Annotated in this window: 14 protein-coding genes; 8 read left to right on the forward strand and 6 right to left on the reverse strand. The window is 69.2% G+C overall.

Features of this window, described 5'->3' with window-relative positions; all coding sequences use genetic code 11:
- Window positions 1-62: 62 nt before the first annotated feature.
- Together ACIN94_RS24015 and ACIN94_RS24020 are read left to right on the forward strand one after the other, a co-directional pair.
- Complete coding sequence (locus ACIN94_RS24015) at window positions 63-1,607, forward strand: MFS transporter (protein WP_400710165.1); 1,545 nt, start codon at window positions 63-65, stop codon at window positions 1,605-1,607.
- A 68-nt stretch (window positions 1,608-1,675) separates the two neighbouring features.
- Window positions 1,676-2,389, forward strand: a complete 714-nt coding sequence (locus tag ACIN94_RS24020; protein ID WP_400709881.1) for a DoxX family protein — start codon at window positions 1,676-1,678, stop codon at window positions 2,387-2,389.
- Window positions 2,390-2,515: 126 nt separating this feature from the next.
- On the opposite strand, the gene ACIN94_RS24025 is transcribed toward ACIN94_RS24020, so the two are convergent.
- The gene (locus ACIN94_RS24025; protein ID WP_400709884.1) at window positions 2,516-2,773 is read right to left on the reverse strand and encodes a hypothetical protein; all 258 of its coding nucleotides are present in this window, start codon (window positions 2,771-2,773) and stop codon (window positions 2,516-2,518) included.
- A 156-nt stretch (window positions 2,774-2,929) separates the two neighbouring features.
- Window positions 2,930-6,478, reverse strand: coding sequence for a protein kinase (locus tag ACIN94_RS24030; RefSeq protein ID WP_400709887.1), 3,549 nt, complete (start codon window positions 6,476-6,478; stop codon window positions 2,930-2,932).
- Window positions 6,479-6,768: 290 nt separating this feature from the next.
- On the opposite strand from ACIN94_RS24030, the gene ACIN94_RS24035 reads away from it, so the two are divergent.
- The 5 genes from ACIN94_RS24035 (at window position 6,769) to ACIN94_RS24055 (ending at window position 9,326) form a co-directional block, all read left to right on the forward strand.
- Window positions 6,769-6,924: a hypothetical protein gene (locus ACIN94_RS24035; RefSeq protein ID WP_400709890.1), complete on the forward strand. Its 156-nt coding sequence runs from the start codon at window positions 6,769-6,771 to the stop codon at window positions 6,922-6,924.
- 70 nt (window positions 6,925-6,994) lie between these two features.
- Window positions 6,995-7,735, forward strand: a complete 741-nt coding sequence (locus ACIN94_RS24040; RefSeq protein WP_400709893.1) for a pyridoxamine 5'-phosphate oxidase family protein — start codon at window positions 6,995-6,997, stop codon at window positions 7,733-7,735.
- A 112-nt stretch (window positions 7,736-7,847) separates the two neighbouring features.
- The gene (locus ACIN94_RS24045) at window positions 7,848-8,486 is read left to right on the forward strand and encodes a TetR/AcrR family transcriptional regulator (protein ID WP_400709896.1); all 639 of its coding nucleotides are present in this window, start codon (window positions 7,848-7,850) and stop codon (window positions 8,484-8,486) included.
- A 31-nt stretch (window positions 8,487-8,517) separates the two neighbouring features.
- Window positions 8,518-8,868 carry a DUF3147 family protein gene (locus ACIN94_RS24050; RefSeq protein WP_400709899.1) on the forward strand — a complete coding sequence of 117 codons (351 nt, stop codon included), beginning with the start codon at window positions 8,518-8,520 and terminating at the stop codon, window positions 8,866-8,868.
- Window positions 8,865-9,326 (forward strand): DUF3147 family protein, encoded by a 462-nt coding sequence (locus tag ACIN94_RS24055; protein WP_400709902.1) that lies wholly within the window; start codon window positions 8,865-8,867, stop codon window positions 9,324-9,326. Before ACIN94_RS24050 ends, ACIN94_RS24055 begins: the two co-directional genes overlap by 4 nt.
- 94 nt (window positions 9,327-9,420) lie before the next feature.
- Here ACIN94_RS24055 and ACIN94_RS24060 read toward each other — a convergent pair whose 3' ends face one another.
- Window positions 9,421-12,240 (reverse strand): vitamin B12-dependent ribonucleotide reductase, encoded by a 2,820-nt coding sequence (locus tag ACIN94_RS24060; RefSeq protein WP_400709905.1) that lies wholly within the window; start codon window positions 12,238-12,240, stop codon window positions 9,421-9,423.
- 84 nt (window positions 12,241-12,324) lie between these two features.
- Window positions 12,325-12,786 (reverse strand): transcriptional regulator NrdR, encoded by a 462-nt coding sequence (nrdR, locus tag ACIN94_RS24065; protein WP_400709908.1) that lies wholly within the window; start codon window positions 12,784-12,786, stop codon window positions 12,325-12,327.
- 703 nt (window positions 12,787-13,489) lie between these two features.
- Here nrdR and lexA point away from each other — a divergent pair.
- The gene (lexA, locus tag ACIN94_RS24070; protein WP_400709911.1) at window positions 13,490-14,200 is read left to right on the forward strand and encodes a transcriptional repressor LexA; all 711 of its coding nucleotides are present in this window, start codon (window positions 13,490-13,492) and stop codon (window positions 14,198-14,200) included.
- Window positions 14,201-14,378: 178 nt separating this feature from the next.
- Here the strand turns inward: lexA and ACIN94_RS24075 are convergent, their stop codons facing one another.
- Together ACIN94_RS24075 and leuS are read right to left on the reverse strand one after the other, a co-directional pair.
- Complete coding sequence (locus tag ACIN94_RS24075) at window positions 14,379-15,242, reverse strand: NAD(P)-dependent oxidoreductase (RefSeq protein WP_400709914.1); 864 nt, start codon at window positions 15,240-15,242, stop codon at window positions 14,379-14,381.
- Window positions 15,243-15,424: 182 nt separating this feature from the next.
- Complete coding sequence (gene leuS, locus ACIN94_RS24080; protein ID WP_400710168.1) at window positions 15,425-17,893, reverse strand: leucine--tRNA ligase; 2,469 nt, start codon at window positions 17,891-17,893, stop codon at window positions 15,425-15,427.
- Between the last annotated feature and the right edge of the window lie 239 nt (window positions 17,894-18,132).

The following is an 18,132-nucleotide window of genomic DNA, read 5'->3' on the forward strand; positions in this document are numbered from 1 at the left end:
TTCGCCTAAGCTGCGACGCATGTCCGTCCCGGCTGGCAACCCCTGAGCAGCCCATGATCACAATGGGTGCCGTGGCCGGCGCGACGCGCGACAGAAACGATCCGCAGACGCGCGGGGCCGGCCGCTGGTCGGTGCTGATGCTCCTCTGCTTCAGCCTGCTGCTGATCGCGGTGGACGCCACGGTGCTGCACATCGCGGTCCCCACACTGGCCACCGCGCTCGAACCGAGCTCTGTCGAACTGCTGTGGATCATCGACGTCTACTCTCTGGTGGTCGCGCCGCTGCTGCTGACCTTCGGCACGCTCGGCGACCGCTACGGACGGAAACGCCTGGTGCTCGCCGGCTACCTGGTGTTCGGCGCCGCCTCCGCGGCGGCCGCGTTCGCGGCGACCCCGCTCACGCTCATCACCGCCCGGGCGATTCTTGGCATCGGCGGTGCGATGATCATGCCTGCCACGCTCTCCATCATCCGGCAGGTCTTCACCGACCGGCGGGAGCGCGCGATCGCGCTCGGTGTGTGGAGCGCCGTGGCCGCGGCCGGAGCCGCTGTCGGACCGCTCCTCGGCGGTCTGCTCATCGAGCACTTCTGGTGGGGCGCCGTCTTCCTGATCAACGTGCCGATCCTCCTGGTGCTGCTGCCCGCCGCCGTCAGGGTCCTGCCCGAGTCACGCCGGCACGCCTCACGGCCGTGGGACGCACCCAGCGCGCTGCTGTCGGTGTTCGGCATCCTCGCGCTGGCCTTCGGCCTGAAGGAGGCGGGCGCGGGGCATCCGGGCGGGGTGGTGCCGGTCCTGTGCGGAGCCGGACTGCTGACCTGGTTCGTCCGCAGGCAACGGCGGCTGCCCTCCCCTCTGCTCGACCTCGGCCTGTTCCGGAGGCGAGCGTTCTCCGTCGGGGTGGCCGCCGTGCTGCTGACGGTCTTCGCACTGGTCGGGCTGGAGCTGATGCTCGCCCAGTACCTGCAGCTCGTCCTCGGTGACAGCCCGCTGGCGGCCGCCGTCCGCATGCTGCCCCTGATGATCGCCTCCGTCGCGGGCGGTCTCGCCGGGGCGCAACTGCTGCGCTGGATCGGGCTGCGCGCCACGATGAGCGGCGGGCTCGCGCTCACCGCCCTGTCTCTGCTCCCTCCGCTGGGCTGGGGCACCGAGCCGCATCCGCTGATGCTCGCCCTCTGTTTCGTCGGCATCGGCTTCGGCATCCAGGCCACCCTGCTGGCGGCCTCCGACACCATCATGTCGTCCACCCCGGAATCACGGGCGGGGAGCGCCGCCGCGATCGAGGAGACCGCCTACGAGCTCGGAGCCGGGCTCGGAGTGGCGGTCCTCGGCACGATCACCACCATCGTCTACGCACCCTCACTTGCCTCGGTGCCGGGCGTTTCCCCCGAGCTGATGGGTCTGGCCCGCCAGTCGCTCGCCACCGCCGCGCACGTGGCACAGGAGATCGGCGGCACCACCGGGACCGCGCTGCTGAGCGTCGCCCGGGTCGCGTTCGTCTCCGGACTGCACTCCACGATCGTGGTGAGCATGCTGCTGCTGGGCGTGACCGCCACGGCGGTGGCGCTCCTGGTCCCCCGCCGAGCGGCTGACCCGGATGACGGCGACTAACCGGTTTGAACGGCCTATGCTCGGTCATCTATGGGCAGGAACGGTGAATCTGACCAGAATGAGGAACCGTGCGACAGACCCTCCATGATCTTGCCACCCTGGCCGCCAGACTCGGGGTGGGCGGGATCTTCTTCGCCAACGGCTGGCACAAGCTGGAAGCGGGACTGACCGCCACCGGTGACCAGTTCGCGACCCTGGGCGCCCCCTCCCCAGGAGTCTGGGCCGCCGCCACGATGCTGACGGAACTCATCGGTGGCACCCTGCTCGTGGCCGGACTCGCCGTACCGGCCTGCGGGCTGCTGCTGTTCGTCGAGGCCGTCGCCGTGTCCGTCGTGGCCAGCGGCGAGCCGGGCCTGCCCCTGACCGGCGGCGACATCAGCCTGATCGTGGCCCTCGGCGCGGCCTCCGTCCTTCTGGCGGTCAGCGGCGCCGGTCGCCTGTCGGTCGACCACATGGTGGTGATCAAGCGGCGTGAGGCCGAGGCCGCCGAGGACTTCGCCGCCGACACCGAGGCCGACGACGTCATCGCCGCGCTGCACGGGCCGGAGGCTATCGCCCCCGCTCCCGCCTCCGCCCCCGAGGAGCCGGTACGGCCGACCGGAGCGGAGGCTCCGAGAGGATCCGAGAGCACGGAGGCCTCCGAAAGTCCCGCGGACACCGCCGAGCCCCCCGCTCCGGGGGCCCGGCCCCGCAGCCGCAGGGGCGCCGCCAAGCCGCCCACCCCCGGCAAGCAGGGCGACACCCTGGTCGCCGGGCAGAAGGGCACCCCGGCGCAGGACTGAGCCCCACGCATCACCTGGATGCCACCCAAGTGCCGGACGCTGAGCTGATCTGGGCGTGTGAACGTCCACGGGCCCGATGCCGATCACTCGTGCCGGGCCCGTGAGGGTCCAGGCGTAGGCCGTCTCTTATGCACCCTGCTGGGTAGGGATTTCGACCCGGTCGACGAGCGCGTCCAGACCCTCCCTGCGAGCACAGTGCGCGCAGCAGAACCAGCGCTGACCGGCCTGGACACCATGTCCGACGATACGGACCCCGCAGTGCTCGCAGATCGGCGCCATCCGGTGAATGGCGCATTCGAAGCTATCGAAGACGTGCACGACCCCCTGGGCGTACACCTCGAAGCTCATGTCATAGTCGTTTCCACAGACTTCACACTGCGCCATGTCTTTCCCCCTAGAATTCACGGCGACCTTCGGTGGGTCTACCCAGAGCGGGTACCACTCAGACCGGCACCAAGGGCACTCTTCACGGTGATCAGGGCGGACATCCCCAGAACGGATGCAGTCAGGCGCGCGCGCCCTTCATACAGCGGGTTCCGGCTAGTCATGACATACGTCGCGGTACGGAACCTCACCCAGATAGGCGCGCCACTCGTCCGATGACAAGGTGCGGCCGGCCCGCTCGCACACCGCGAGCACCACCTGCTCAGGGTCGACCGGATGCTCTGCCAGAGTGCCGGCGGAGTCGACCGTGATCAGCCGGGACCCGTCGGCCGTGAACGCCAGCGCCTGCAGGTCGCCGGTGCCCGTCACGATCGGCGCGCCGAGACGGCGCCCGGTCGCGACGTCCCACAGCGCCACCGCCTGGCCGTCGACCCCGGCGGCGATCACGTCACCACGCGGGGAGTAGGCCAGCCCGGCTCCGGCCCCTGCCTCGGCACCGCCCCGGATCAGGGGGCCCACCCGAGTCCGGGCGCCGGTCTCCCACACCGAGATCCGTCCGACCTGGTCAGAGGTGGCGAAGCGGGTACCGTCCGCACTGAAGGCCAGCGAGGTCACCGGGATGCTGACGGTTAGCGAGCCGTACGGCTCACCGAACGGTTTCCCGGTCGCCACGTCCAGCAGCCGCTGGTCTCCTCCGGCGACCCCGACGGCCCTGCCGTCCGGGGTGAACCTCAACGCCTCGACGGACTCCTGGGGCCGGGACCAGCGGTGACGGCCACCGGGCACATCCCACAGATGGATCTCCCCACCGGGTGTCTTCTCCGCGTCGTAGTACAGGACGTAGGAGGCCACGACGGTGCCGTCGGCGTTCAGCGCCAGGGCGGGCACCTGCCCCTCGCGCTCGGTCTCGACGGCGGCGAGCCGCTTGAACGTGGCGGTGTCCCAGATCGTCAGCCTGGAGCTCCCCCCGCCGGTGTTGACCGCCAGCCGCCTGCCGTCCCCGCTGAAGGCCATGTCGAAGTATCCGTCCGCGCCCTTGGGCCCGATGGTCAGGGCCGCGAGGAGCTCTCGCCGCCGGACGTCCCAGAGCCGGACCTCGCTCGCCTGGCTGTCCCTGGAGGCGAGCAGACGCCCGTCCGGGCTCAGCCGGGCCCAGTGGATTCCAGCGCCCTTGAGCAGCACGGGCCTGGTTAGCGCGGTGATGTCGAGAGTGATGACCGATCCCTCGGTGAGGTAGCGCAGTGTGCGCCCGTCGGGATCGAAGGCAACGGCAGGCATGAACGCGTCGATCCGCTGGGTGAGCAGGAGCCTGCCGTCCTCGACCCGCCAGAGCTTGATACTCGTATCGTCGGCGGCGGCCAGGAAGCGGCCGTCGGGGCTGAAGCGCGGCTTTCCACCGTTGCCCGACACGAATGGGCGCTCCAGGTCGGCTCCGGTCAGAGCGTCACGCAACTGGATGGTCTTCCCGCGGCTGACCGCGACGGTCCTGCCGTCCGGGCTGTAGGCGACCTGCAGATTGCTGCAGAGGCCGCACCGGTTACCCAGCGGGGTCCTGCCCAGGCCGTCCAGGGTGAAGACCACCGATTCTCTATCGAGGGTGCCCACCGCGAGCCCTCGCCCGTCGGCGGAGGTGTCGAAGTCGAAGCCGGCAACGGGCGGGAACTGCTTCTCGCCGGTCGCGACGTTCCAGACCGTGAGGCCCTCGCCCTGGGTGACCAGGAGCCGGTCCTCGGCCTGGCCGAAGAAGACCTGGGTGTCGCCGCCGGCCTCGCGGCCCTGGACGGCGAGGGCCGCACCGGTCGGCCTGCCCCTGGCCACGTCCCAGAGTCTCACCTTCAGCCCGCTGATCACCGCGAGCAGCTTGCCACTCGGGCTCAGTGCGACTCCCCGCAGGTCGGCGCCGATCCCCTTGAACCCGCCGGTCCGCCTGCCGGTCCGCACATCCCAGATCCGCACCTCGCCCTCGCCCGCGCTGACGAGCGTACGCCCGTCGCGGCTCAGCGCCCGGAACGTCTGTATCGCTGTGGACGGATCGTGGAAGGTGGCCGTCTCACGCTGGGCGAGCGAGCCGGCCAGGCTCGCCCTGGCCTCCACCACCGGGGCCAGCCGCCACGCCGCCACGCTGAGCAACATCGCCCTGACCGGCTCGGCCATCCGCAGCGAGTCGGCCGTCGCCGCAAGCTGGCGGGCCTCCGCCTGGTCACGCTGGAGCGCGATGGTGACGCTGCGCGCGTCGGCCACCCTGCTCTGCTGTACGGCGAGCGCCCCGCCGGCCAGCGCTGCCACCAGCAGCACGGCCAGCGTCATGGACAGCAACCGGGTGCGGCGGCCACGGCGCCGGGTGAGGGCGGCGCCCGCCTCCAGGAAGTCACGCTCGACCGGACTCAGCGTGATGTTGCGGCGGCCGGTGGCCGCCCAGTTCATGGCGTTCTCCAGACTGCTGCCCTGGAAAAGGTCGCCGTCCCGGCGGCCCTGGGACTGCCAGCGCCATGCTGCGTTCAGGATCCCCCGGTGGACGGCCAGGCCGTCCCGGTTGGCCTGGACCCACAGGCGCAGCCGGGGCCATGCCTGCGGCAGCGCGGGCCGGGACAGCCAGACCTCCTGGTCGTCGTGAGCGACCAGGTAGGCGAAGTTCCGGAGCACCCGGCGGACGGCGTCCGTCTCGTCGCCGATCCGCCCGTCGAGGAGCTCGGCCCACCGAGCCCGCCGTACGGCGGGCTCGCCGTCGTCGGTCACGGTGACCAGCCGGAGGAAGATCTCGGGGGCGAGGTCCCGCTCGGCCGGATCGAGCGCGGCGTAGGCGTCCTCGGCGAGGGTGCCGAGCGCCGGATCGGCGGAGGCGGCCCGTACCCGGGCTCCGGCATCACTGCCCGCCGCGAGCAGCCGGGGGGTGTCGATCCGGCCGTCCCCGCTGACCAGGGCGAGCAGTAACTCCCTTGCCGACGGCCTGTCCTGGGGGTCCTTGGCGAGCGAGGCGGCGATCAGCGGGCGGAGCCGCTCGGGCAGCATGTCGAGCTGCGGCTGGACGGAGAGCACACGGTGCATGACCCCGCCCAGGCTCTCGGCCCTGAACGGGTCCATCCCGGTCGCGGCGAACACGATGATCCCGCCCCAGGCGAACACGTCGACCGGCGTGTCCGCACGCTGACCCATGAAGATCTCGGGGGCCATGTAGGTCGGGGTGCCCGCCACCATGCCGGTCGCGGTGAGCGACATGTCCGCCGTGCGGGCGACGCCGAAGTCGATCACGCGGGGACCGTCGGGGCCGAGCAGTACGTTGTCGGGCTTGAGGTCGCGGTGAATAACCCCGGCGTCATGGATGGCCGTCAGCGCGGTGGCGATCGCGGTCGCGAGACGGTGCAGGTCACCGCCGGTGAAGCGACGCCCCTCGGCGACGGCCCTGCGCAGGCTGGGACCCTCGACGTACTCGGAGACGATGTACGGCCTGGCCCCGTCGAGATCGGCGTCGATCACACCTGCCGTGCAGAAGGAAGCGACCCGCCGGGCGGCGGCCGCCTCACGTCCGAACCGCCCGCGCAACTCGGGGTCGGTGCCCGCGTCGCCGTGCAGGACCTTGACCGCGACCCGCCTGCCCTCGGCGTCGTAGGCCTCGTAGACCACGCCCTGGCCGCCCGCGCCCAGGCGCCCGGCCAGCCAGTAGCCGCCCAGTCGCTGCGGATCCCCGTCGATCAGTCCGGTGCTCATCCCAGTCTCCGTTCACCGGCTTGTTGGACGTGCCGGGGGACAACATAGTTCGCCCGATGTCACAGGCTCAGGAGATATCTCGTCCTCCTCACGTGAACGGCCACATATCAGGACCGCCCGGGTGCGGAGCCGGCTCCTTCCCGTCTGCGCCCAGCCCGGACCCGCGGTCACCGTCAGGCCGCCGTCTCCCCCGCCGACCGGATCTTTACAGCGGTTTTACGCGTCGGTCTGTAGACATCTCGCGTAACAGATTCATCACGCCGGGGGGCTCAATGAGGAGACTCGTAATCGTGCCACCGTACGTCGCGCGACTCAAGATCAGAGACATCCGTTCGGCTGCTCGCCGCAGGGTTTCGGCGGACACCAAGGTCGTCGACCTGCGCGCCTACACCGGGCAGAACATCCTCCGGTTCCCGCTCACCGGCGGCCCCACCCCCGCGGCCTGATCCCGGCCTTCGAAAGACCCGCCACCCGCGGGTCTTTTTCCATTTCCGGGGCCTGGTTGAATGTCACACCATGAGTGATCTATCCGCAACGGAACGGACCCGGCACCGGCGCCTGCGCGAGAAAGGCCGGACCGACAGGGCGGCCCTGTACGAGGTGCTGCGCGCCGGGTTCGTCTGCCATCTCGGCGTGATCGACGGCGGCGTGCCGATGGTGGTCCCCACGGTCTACGGCTTCGACGCCGACCACCTCTACGTCCACGGCTCGGTCGCCAGCCGGAGTCTGGCCACGGGAGAGCCGTCCGGGCGCCCGTCCGCGACAGGTACCGCCGGACCGGTGACCGGATCCGGGGGCGCCGGACGAGATCTTGGAACGGCCGCGGACACGGTCTGCGTGACGGTCACCCATGTGGACGGTCTGGTCCTGGCCCGGTCGGTCTTCGAACACGGTGTCAACTACCGCTCCGCCATGGTGTACGGCGTGCCACGGAAGCTGGAGGGCGAGGAGAAACTGGCCGCCCTCCGGATCCTCACCGAGCACGCCGCGCCAGGTCAGTGGGACTACGCCAGACGACCCAACCGCAAGGAACTCGCCGCGACGACCATTCTGGCGATCTCCCTGGCGGAGGCGTCGGTCAAGGTGAGCTCGGGACCGCCCGACGACGGGGACGGCCCGGACGCCGAGCTGGGCCTGTGGGCGGGAGTGCTGCCGCTGGTCACCACCTGGCTGGCGCCGGTCGCCGACCCCCTGCTACCGGAGGACGTCACGCCCCCGGATCATATCGGCGGCCGTACGGGAACCCGACTGTCCTGACCTCCCGCGGCGTGGGCACCGGACCTTCGATCACCCGGCCGGCACAACAGGTTTTCCTAGATTTGTTCATAGGCAGAACGGAATATTATGTTCCGTTAACTATATTGGTGCAATGGAGACATCCACCACCGCGCCGATGAACGGTCGCAGAGCGCAGGCAGCCCGTAACGACCAGGTGATCCTCGACGCCGCGCGGGCGGTCTTCGTCGCCGACCCCGGTGCCCCGATCTCCGCGGTGGCGGAGCGCGCCGGGGTGGGCATCAGCGCGCTCTACCGCCGCTATGCCAGCAAGGAGGAACTGCTCCGCAAACTGTGCTCGGACGGCCTGAAAATCTACATCGGCGAAGCCGAGGCCGCCCTGGCCGACGGAGGCGACCCGTGGCACGCCTTCGCCGGCTTCATGCGCCGCGTCGTGGACGCCGACGTCCACTCCCTGACGATCAACCTGGCCGGCACCTTCACCCCCGACGAGGATCTTCACCGCGATTCCGCCCACGCGTCCGAGCTCGCCGAGCGGGTCTTCGATCGCGCCGTCCAGGCCGGCGTCCTCCGCCCCGGCCTGGACGTCGCCGACATTGCGATGATCTTCGAGCAGCTCGCCGCCGTCCACCTCGGCGACGGGGAACGCACCGCCCAGGTCAGGCACCGCTACCTCGTCCTGATGCTCGATGCCCTGCACCTCACCTCCGCTCCTTCCCTGCCGGGCCCCCCGCCGAGCGCCGAGGAGATCGCCCTGCGCTGGATCGTCTAGGGGGGCTGGATCATCTGGAGGGAAGAACATCATGGGTATCAAGGTCGTCGTTGAGGTGCTGTTCAAGGCGGTCATGGGTGGGCTGTTCGTGTTGATGTTCGCCGCCCTGGCGGAGATGGTCGCACCGAAAAAGCTGGCGGGGGTGTTCTCCGCGGCGCCCTCGGTGGCCTTGGGCAGCCTGCTGGTGACGGTGATGTTCACCGGGATGGCCGACGTGCGCATCGCGGCCACGGGCATGCAGATCGGCGCGGCCGCGTTCATCCTCTACTGCCTGGTGGCGGTACCGCTGCTGAAGATATGGGGCGCCTGGCCGGGAGCCCTGGCCGCGCTGGGCATCTGGCTGGTGGCCGTCACCGCCGGTTACCTGCTGGTGCGGTCATGACCGGTGAGCATGGCCACGGCGACCAGGCGGGTGACCGCCGCCGGGACAGCGATCGGGTACGGATAAGCCCCGGCGAGCTGGCGAAGACCCGGCCATGGGACTGGCTGGTCCGGTTCGGGTTCGGCGCCGGAGTCTCCGCCCTCGCCGGCGTGGTCTCCGTGGTGGCCGGTCCGCGAGCCGGCGGCGTGTTTCTGGCGTTTCCGGCGATCCTGCTGGCCTCGTTGACCCTGGTCGCCAAGGAGGACGGGATACGCCAGGCCCGTAACGAGGCTCGCGGGGCCACCTTCGGCGCCATAGGACTACTCGGCTTCGCCATCGTTACCGCCGCCCTGGCGGGCCGGTGGCCGCTGTGGGCGGTGCTGTCCACCGCCGCCGGAGTCTGGACCCTGCTGACGCTGGGGTGCTATCTGCTGGCCAGACACTACGGCGCCGGCGGTGACGAACCCGCCGCCGGCTGATCCGGCACGGCGGCCCACCATACGTCGGCGGGGAGCCGACCTGTCGCCGGCTCCCCGCACTGACCTGCTGTTCCGCGTCGGACGACGCCGGGAATCAGCTACATCCGCTGGTGGAGCCGCAGCCCTCGCAGACGTAGCAGCTACCGGCCGGGCGCATCTTGGTGCCGCAGGTCATGCAGAGCGGCGCGTCGGCGGTGCGGCCCTGGTGGGACTCCAGAGAGCCGACCCGCTCCGGCGCGGCCACGGTCTCCGCGCGGGGCTGGGGCTGCTCGATCGGCGCCGAGGTGGCCAGTTCGGCGATGACCTCGTCGGTGGGGATCGGAGCCGGGTCCTCGCCGCGCTGCTGGGCGGCGCGCTCGGAGGCGGAGAAGATGCCGAGGGCGGCCCGCTCGTCATAGGGCAGGTGGTCCAGGGCCAGGCGGCGGAAGATGTAGTCCATCACCGAAGCCGCCATGCGGATGTCCGGATCGTCGGTCATACCGGCCGGGTCGAAGCGCATGTTGACGAACTTGCCGACGTAGGTCTCCAGCGGCACACCGTACTGCAGGCCGATGGAGATGGCCACCGAGAAGGCGTCCATGACGCCCGCGAGGGTCGAGCCCTGCTTGGACATCTTCAGGAAGACTTCGCCGAGACCGTCGTCGGGGTAGGACGAGGCGGTCATGTAGCCCTTGGCTCCGCCCACGGTGAAGCGGGTGGTGGTGCTGGGGCGCTGGTTCGGCATCCGGCGGCGAGTCGGGCGACTGATCTCCACGACCTGTACCTCCCGCTCCGCGGGCGCGGCCTTCTCTTCGGTCTTCTTGCCGGCGACCGAGAGCGGCTGGCCGACCTTGCAGTTGTCACGGTAGACGGCCAGGGCCTTCAGGCCGAGCTTCCAGCCCTCCATGTAGACCTGCTCGATGTCCTCGACCGTCGCCGACTCGGGCAGGTTGACCGTCTTGGAAATGGCACCGGACAGGAACGGCTGGGCGGCGGCCATCATACGGACGTGGCCCATCGGGGCGATCGCCCGCTCGCCCATCGCGCAGTCGAACACCTCGTAGTGTTCGGGCTTGAGGCCGGGAGCATTCACGACGTGGCTGCTGGCGGCGATGTATTCGACGATCGCCTCAACCTGCTCCTCCGGGTAGCCCAGCTGCCGCAACGCGCGCGGGATCGTCTGGTTGACGATCTGCATGGAGCCGCCGCCGACGAGCTTCTTGAACTTGACCAGGGCGAGGTCGGGCTCGATGCCGGTGGTGTCGCAGTCCATCATCAGGCCGATGGTGCCGGTGGGCGCCAGCAGTGAGGCCTGTGCGTTTCTGTATCCGTTCTTGTCTCCGACGCGGAGGCACTCCTGCCACTGCTTGGAGGCCTCTGCGTGGATGGCCCCGTCCATGGACTCCAGGGTGCGCAGGTCGTCGTTCGCCTTGGCGTGCTTGCGCATGACGCGCTTGTGGGCGTCGGCGTTGCGGGCGTAGCCGTCGTACGGCCCGACGACCCCGGCCAGTTCGGCGCTGCGGCGGTAGGAGGCACCGGTCATCAGCGAGGTGATGGCACCGGCGATGGCCCGGCCGCCCTCGGAGTCGTAGGCATGGCCGGTGGCCATGAGCAGCGCGCCGAGGTTGGCGTAGCCGATGCCGAGCTGGCGGTAGGCGCGCGTGGTCTGGTCGATCTTCTCCGTCGGGAAGTCGGCGAAGGTGATGGAGACATCCATCGCGGTGATGATCAGCTCAGTGATCATCACGAAGTTCGCGATGTCGAAGGAGTTGTCGTCCTTCAGGAACTTCATCAGGTTGATGCTGGCCAGGTTGCAGGAGGAGTTGTCCAGGTGGAGATACTCCGAGCACGGGTTGCTGGCGGTGATGCGGCCCGTCTCCGGGCTGGTGTGCCAGTCGTTGATCGTGTCGTCGTACTGGACACCGGGGTCGGCGCACTCCCAGGCGGCCGTCGCCATCTTACGGAACAGGCCCCTGGCGTCGACCTTCTCGATGACCTCGCCGGTGAGCCGGGCACGCAGGCCGAACTCCTCGCCCTTCTCCACCGCGCGCATGAACTCGTCGGAGACGCGTACGGAGTTGTTGGCGTTCTGGTACTGGACGGAGACGATGTCCTTGCCGCCCAGGTCCATGTCGAACCCGGCGTCGCGCAGCGCGCGGACCTTGTCCTCCTCACGCGCCTTGGTCTCGATGAACTCCTCGATGTCGGGGTGGTCCACGTCCAGGACGACCATCTTGGCCGCGCGGCGGGTGGCGCCGCCGGACTTGATGGTGCCCGCGGAGGCGTCCGCGCCACGCATGAAGGAGACCGGGCCGCTGGCCGTGCCGCCGCTGGAGAGCAGTTCCTTCGACGAGCGGATCCGGGAGAGGTTGACGCCGGACCCCGAGCCGCCCTTGAAGATCACACCCTCTTCCTTGTACCAGTCGAGGATGGATTCCATCTGGTCGTCGACGGCCAGGATGAAACAGGCGCTGACCTGCTGCGGCGAAGCGGTTCCCACGTTGAACCAGACCGGCGAGTTGAAGCTGAAGATCTGGTTGACCAGGGCGTGTTTGAGCTCGTGGTCGAAGATCTCGGCGTCCTCGTCGCCGGCGAAGTAGCCCTGCTCGACCGCGGTCCTGGTGTAGACGCCCACCACCCGGTCGACGAGCTGCTTCAGGCTCCACTCGCGCTGCGGGGTGCCGACCGCGCCACGGAAGTATTTGGTGGTCACGATGTTGGCGGCGTTGACCGACCAGGAGACGGGAAACTCCACGTCCCGCTGCTCGAAGTTGATCGAGCCGTCCCGCCAGTTGGTCATCACGACGTCGCGGCGCTCCCAGCGCACCTCGTCATAGGGATGCACTCCGGGGGTAGTGAAGATCCGCTTCATCTTCAAACCCCTGCGCAACCGCTTGCCCCCACGCGCGGCTGCGCCACCGACCGTCTCCGTCATGACTTCCCCCTTCCGGGGCTCCGCTGAGCCCTCGAGTCGGACCACATCAACGCGCCGCCCTGTCCCCCGGCGCCCGGGGTATGTTCAGTCCTGCTTGACGGAACGATCCGTCCGCAGCTGCTTGATCTCGGTTTCGAAATCCGCCAGAGTCTCGAAGCCTCGGTAGACCGAGGCGAACCGCAGATAGGCCACCTCGTCCAGTTCGCGGAGCGGCCCCAGGATCGCCAGCCCGACCTCATGGGCCGCGATCTCCGCCGACCCGGTCGCCCGGATGCCTTCCTCCACTCGCTGGCCCAGCTGGGCCAGCGAGTCTTCACTGACCGGGCGTCCCTGGCATGCCCGCCGGACGCCCGCGATCACCTTTTCCCTGAAGAAAGGCTCGGTCACCCCGCTGCGCTTGCTGACCATGAGCAGCACGGTCTCCTGCGTGGTGAACCTGCGCCCGCACTCCGGGCACGTGCGCCTGCGGCGGATGGCCCCGCCATCCTCGGTGGACCGGCTGTCGATGACCCGGGTGTCAGGGTGCCGACAGAACGGACAGTGCACGCGTGTCGCCTCCTTGACCCGGCAAGCGGCCCACTCTTTCGCCCACTCCCACAGCGTCCATGACGAGATGCTCGCGCGCGCCTCTCGATAGTCGAGAAGCGGTAATGGAAACACAATTTATGGTGAAGTGCGCCGGTGATGCCACTAGATGTTGTGGTCCAACGGTAGGAGGGTCGGCCCATGAACGCAAGTTGGGAAGGCCCCGTCAGGCGAAGTCGCTGATCAGCCCATCACATTCATCCGAGCCGGGCGTGTCACCCCTCCGGAGACCTATCCAGGAGGCGGACCCGCCGGGAGAAAGAGCCGGGTCCCCGGCCGGATCACAGAGCCGGACAGACCGCAGAGATTCATGATCCGGCTGCCCGTCGGGGGCGAGCCCCCCGTCCGGCGAGCCGGCCCGGCGGACCAGGATATCGGAGGTTCCCCGCCGGTTCCTGCCGGTCGGACGGGCGCCCACCCGACCCCTCCCGCCGCCTCGCCCCGTTTTCACGGCACCCCTCATGTCTTCGACCTGCCCGAACACGTATCGAAGAAAGATCGGCGAATCGAACACGGTGTCGATCGAACTCCCGTACGATGTCGTACACCGCGTCACTGACTGATTTCGAGAACGACTCGAACAATTGTTTGAATATGATCTTCAACAGGGGTACGGTCGCCGTGTGCGACGCGAGAAATACAGACCGGGAGGCGAGGAGATCGTATGAGCGAACACGACAAGAACGGTTCGGCCGTCAGTGACCTGGCGGTGCGCAGGCGCGACTCCCTTGGCCTCACCCCCAGGCAGCGGAAGATCCTTGAGGTGATCCGTGACTCGGTGCAGCAGCGCGGCTACCCGCCCTCCATGCGGGAGATCGGCGAGGCGGTGCAGCTCACCAGCACCTCAAGCGTGTCGCACCAGTTGACGGCGTTGCAGCGCAAGGGATACCTGCGCCGCGATCCACACCGCCCTCGCGCACTCGAGGTGCGTCTTCCCGGAGAGCCGGCGCTGTGGATGGATCCTTCCACGGGCGAGGACGAGACCCCGGTCAGCCGCCCGACCGCGGCCTATGTGCCGCTCGTCGGCCGGATCGCCGCCGGCGGCCCGATCCTCGCCGAGGAGAGCGTCGAGGACGTCTTCGCCCTACCCAGGCAACTTGTCGGCGAGGGCACGCTCTTCCTGCTCCAGGTGACCGGCGACTCGATGATCGAGGCCGCCATCGCCAACGGCGACTGGGTGGTGGTCCGCCAGCAGCCCGTCGCGGACAACGGTGACGTGGTCGCCGCGATGATCGACGGCGAGGCCACGGTCAAGACCTTCAAGCGCAAGGACGGCCACGTCTGGCTCGTCCCGCACAACCCGAACTACGACCCGATCCCCGGCGACGAGGCCACCGTCCTGGGCAAGGTCGTGGCGGTCCTGCGCAAGCTCTGAGACGGCACAGCGGAGGAGAGCGTCCCTGCGGACCCGGGGGCCTCTCCTTTTCTGCGCGACTTCTGTGGGGTGCCGCCACAGCCATTGGCCGCCTCGATACCGTACGGCTGAGCCTCCGCCCTCGGCTGGGCCCGATCTGCGGTCCGCCCTCGGCCGACCGCTTCCACGGTGGCGACCTTCAACCGCGCTGCCCGCGGAGCAGTTCCACAACCGCGGTTACGTCAGAGTCGTTCCAGCCGTGCTCGGCGGCTTCCTCGTAACGCTGCTCGATCAGCCGGGCGATCGGCAGCTCAAGCCCCTTCGACTCCGCGACCTCGGCAGTGAGCCGCACGTCCTTGGCACCGAGCCGCGTCGCGAACCATCCGCGATGGTCACCATGGAGAATGTCGTCGAGCCGGTTGTGCAGACCAGGCGCGACGGTCGGCCACTGAAAGAGCAGATCCCTCAGCACCGCCTCGTCGAGCCCTGCCGCCTGGCCCGTGGCCACTACCTCGGCGACGACGGCGACACCCGCCATCAGCAGGTAGTTGTTCAGGAGCTTGAAGGTCAGGGCGTTCCCGGGATCGTCCCCGCAGTAGCGGTGGACGGTGAAAAGATCCGACCAGACAGGCTCCAGCCGGTCCACGAGGCCGCGTTCACCGCCCAGCAGGCCTGTGGCCTGTCCGCTGAGGACGGCCTGCGGCCCCCCGAGAACGGGTGCGGCCACGGACCGGCCCCCCGGCACCAGCCCCACCAGCGCGCGGGACGTGTCCGGAGAGACGGTGCTCATGTCTGCCACGACCGGACCACCGGGATCGGAGCCGAGATCACTCAGTCGGGCCGCGACGTCACGGACCGCTTGATCATCGGCGAGCGACATCAGCACCGCGTCGGCATCCCGTGCGGCCTCGGCCGGTGAGGGCGCCTCGACGGCGCCCGCGTCGATCACCTCGGATGCCTTACCGGGCGTCCGGTTCCAGACCCTGACCACATGACCGCGTTCGAGCAGTCGCAGGGCCATCGCCCGGCCCATGCTGCCCATCCCGAGCACTGACACCCGCATGCCTCATCCCCCTGTCAGCCGTTGTCTTCCTTCTCCGGCCACCGGCCACGCGGAGAAGGTCCGAAAAGGGACAGAGCTTTTAAGCGGTGTGGGAAGCGCGGATCAACGGCCTGAGGGATCCGAGCCGACACGTCGCGGTGACCCGGGCTCGGGGCGCCCGCCGCACGGGCGCCCCGAAGTCACTACGGGACGATGTTGACCAGCTTGGGCGCGCGGACGACGACCTTGCGAGGAGTGCCGGACAGGAGTGCCTGGACCTTGTCCGAGGCCAGCGCCAGAGCCTCCAGGTCGGTTTCAGAGATCTCCGGAGAGACCTCCAGCCGGTCGCGGACCTTGCCCGCGACCTGGACGACGCAGGTGACGGAGTCCTGGACCAGCAGGGCCGGCTCGGCCACCGGCCATCCGGCCGTGGCGACCGAGGCGGGGTGGCCCAGCCGCTCCCAGCCCTCCTCCGCAGCGTACGGCGCGACCAGGGACAGCATGACGGCCAGGGTCTCGGCGGCCTCACGGACGGCCGGGTCGGCGGCGCCGGGACCGGAGTCGATGGCCTTGCGGGCCGCGCTGGTCAGCTCCATCATGCGGGCCACCGCCACGTTGAACCGGTGGGAGTCGACCAGCTTGGTGACCTCATCGATGGTCCGGTGGACGGCCTTGCGCAGCTCCAGGTCACCGGTGGCGGCGTCCGCGCCGGGTGCCGAGGCCGCACCGGCCTCGGCCATGACACGGAACGCGCGGGCCAGGAACTTCTGCGAGGCTGCCGGGGAGACGTCGGCCCAGTCGATGTCGTCCTCCGGCGGACCGGCGAACACCATGGTCAGCCGGACGGCGTCCACGCCGTAGGCGTCGATCTGCTCACCCAGGTCCACGCCGTTGCCCAGGGACTTGGACATCGCCTTGCCCTGGTTGACCACCTGGCCCTGGTTCAGCAGGCGGGTGAAGGGCTCGGTGAAGTCGACCATGCCCATGTCGTGCAGGACCTTGGTGAAGAACCGTGAGTACAGCAGGTGCAGCACCGCGTGCTCGACGCCGCCGACGTACTGGTCGACGGGACCCCACTGGCGGATCTTCTCCACGTCGAACGGACCATCCTCGTAGGACGGGTCCGCGTAGCGCAGGAAGTACCACGAGGAGTCGACGAAGGTGTCCATCGTGTCGGTGTCACGCCGGGCCGGTCCTCCGCACTTGGGGCAGGAGACGTTGACCCAGTCGTCGGCCGACGCCAGCGGGGAGACGCCCTTGGGAGCGAGCGCCTCACCGCGCAGGTCGGGCAGGGTGACGGGCAGTTGGTCGTCCGGGACGGGGACCTCGCCGCAGTCGGCACAGTGGATGATCGGGATCGGGCAGCCCCAGAAGCGCTGGCGGGACAGCAGCCAGTCGCGCAGGCGGAAGTTGACCGTCGCCTTGCCGGTGCCGCGCTGGACCAGCACTTCGGTGATCTTGGCGATCGCATCGGCCTTGGAGAGGCCGTCCAGCGGGCCCGAGTTGACCAGGGACCCCTCTCCCGCGGTGGCGACACCGGTCTCGCCCGGGTCGGCCAGGCCGGTGTGGACCACGACCCGCACCGGCAGACCGAAGGTGCGGGCGAAGTCCAGGTCGCGCTGGTCGTGTGCGGGGACCGCCATGATGGCGCCGTGGCCGTAGTCGGACAGGACGTAGTCGGCCGCCCAGACCGGCATGCGCTCGCCGTTGACCGGATTGATCGCGTACCGGCCCAGGAAGACACCGGTCTTCTCCTTGTCCGTGGACAGCCGGTCGATGTCGGAGAGCTTGGCCACCTCGGCCCGGTAGGCCTCGAATGCCTCGAGCCGGTCGTCTGTGACGATCTCCTCGGCCAGCGGCGCGTCCGGAGCGACCACGAAGAAGGTCGCGCCGTACAGGGTGTCGGGACGGGTGGTGTAGACCGTGACCGGCTCGTCGCGGCCCTCGATCACGAAGTTGACGTCGGCACCCTCGGACCTGCCGATCCAGTTGCGCTGCATGGTCAGCACGCGCTCCGGCCAGCCGCCCTCCAACTGGGCCATGTCGTCCAGCAGCCGGTCGGCGTAGTCAGTGATCTTGAAGTACCACTGGGTCAGTTCGCGGCGGACGACAACGGCCCCGCAGCGCTCGCACTTGCCGGCCACGACCTGCTCGTTGGCTAGCACGGTCTGGTCGTTCGGGCACCAGTTGACCAGACCGCCCTTGCGGTAGGCCAGACCGCGCTCGAAGAAGCGGATGAACAGCCACTGGGTCCACTTGTAGTACGCGACGTCGCTGGTGTGCAGGCGGCGGGACCAGTCGACGGAGACCGCGTAGCGCTTGAAGGAGTTGGCCTGGGTCTCGATGTTGGCGTAGGTCCACTCTGCCGGGTGCGCGTTGCGCCTGATCGCGGCGTTCTCGGCGGGCAGGCCAAAAGAGTCCCACCCGATGGGGTGCAGGACGTTGTAACCCTTCTGGAACCAGTAGCGCGCCAGAACGTCGCTGAGGCCGAAGGCCTCGGCGTGCCCCATGTGCAGATCGCCGGAAGGATAGGCGAACATGTCGAGCAGGTAGCGCCGCTCGCGCGGGTCGGCGGGATCGTCGGAGGCCCGGAAGGGATCGAGTTCCTCCCACCGCTGCTGCCACTTGACCTGCAGGGCCTGCGGGTCGTAGTGCTGCTCGTCGCTCTGCATGTCGGCTTGCTCGCTCACGTCAATCTTCCCTCGGTATACGTCTGCGCAGATGATCTGACCCATCCGACCCAATAGAAAAACCCTCCGCTCATGCGAAGGGCAGCCGCATCGGCAGGCGTCTAGCGCCGGGAAGGCCGATGCGGCCCGATAAGCAGCAGGGCCGCGACACGCATATGCCCAGACTATCGCAGTCCGCAAGTCGTATTCATGGCCTGAGGAAACAGATCTGATCACGGTAA

Origin of the sequence: Streptosporangium sp. NPDC087985 (genome assembly GCF_044741965.1) — a bacterium.
GTDB lineage: Bacteria > Actinomycetota > Actinomycetes > Streptosporangiales > Streptosporangiaceae > Streptosporangium.

What these genes read in the sequence shown, in the direction of transcription:
- ACIN94_RS24015 (WP_400710165.1), top strand. Translation starts at nt 63, where the DNA reads ATGGGTGCCGTGGCCGGCGCGACGCGCGACAGAAACGATCCGCAGACG.
- ACIN94_RS24025 (WP_400709884.1), bottom strand. Translation starts at nt 2,773, where the DNA reads ATGGCGCAGTGTGAAGTCTGTGGAAACGACTATGACATGAGCTTCGAG.
- ACIN94_RS24030 (WP_400709887.1), bottom strand. Translation starts at nt 6,478, where the DNA reads ATGAGCACCGGACTGATCGACGGGGATCCGCAGCGACTGGGCGGCTAC.
- ACIN94_RS24040 (WP_400709893.1), top strand. Translation starts at nt 6,995, where the DNA reads ATGAGTGATCTATCCGCAACGGAACGGACCCGGCACCGGCGCCTGCGC.
- ACIN94_RS24045 (WP_400709896.1), top strand. Translation starts at nt 7,848, where the DNA reads ATGGAGACATCCACCACCGCGCCGATGAACGGTCGCAGAGCGCAGGCA.
- ACIN94_RS24050 (WP_400709899.1), top strand. Translation starts at nt 8,518, where the DNA reads ATGGGTATCAAGGTCGTCGTTGAGGTGCTGTTCAAGGCGGTCATGGGT.
- ACIN94_RS24055 (WP_400709902.1), top strand. Translation starts at nt 8,865, where the DNA reads ATGACCGGTGAGCATGGCCACGGCGACCAGGCGGGTGACCGCCGCCGG.
- ACIN94_RS24060 (WP_400709905.1), bottom strand. Translation starts at nt 12,240, where the DNA reads ATGACGGAGACGGTCGGTGGCGCAGCCGCGCGTGGGGGCAAGCGGTTG.
- lexA (WP_400709911.1), top strand. Translation starts at nt 13,490, where the DNA reads ATGAGCGAACACGACAAGAACGGTTCGGCCGTCAGTGACCTGGCGGTG.
- ACIN94_RS24075 (WP_400709914.1), bottom strand. Translation starts at nt 15,242, where the DNA reads ATGCGGGTGTCAGTGCTCGGGATGGGCAGCATGGGCCGGGCGATGGCC.
- leuS (WP_400710168.1), bottom strand. Translation starts at nt 17,893, where the DNA reads ATGCAGAGCGACGAGCAGCACTACGACCCGCAGGCCCTGCAGGTCAAG.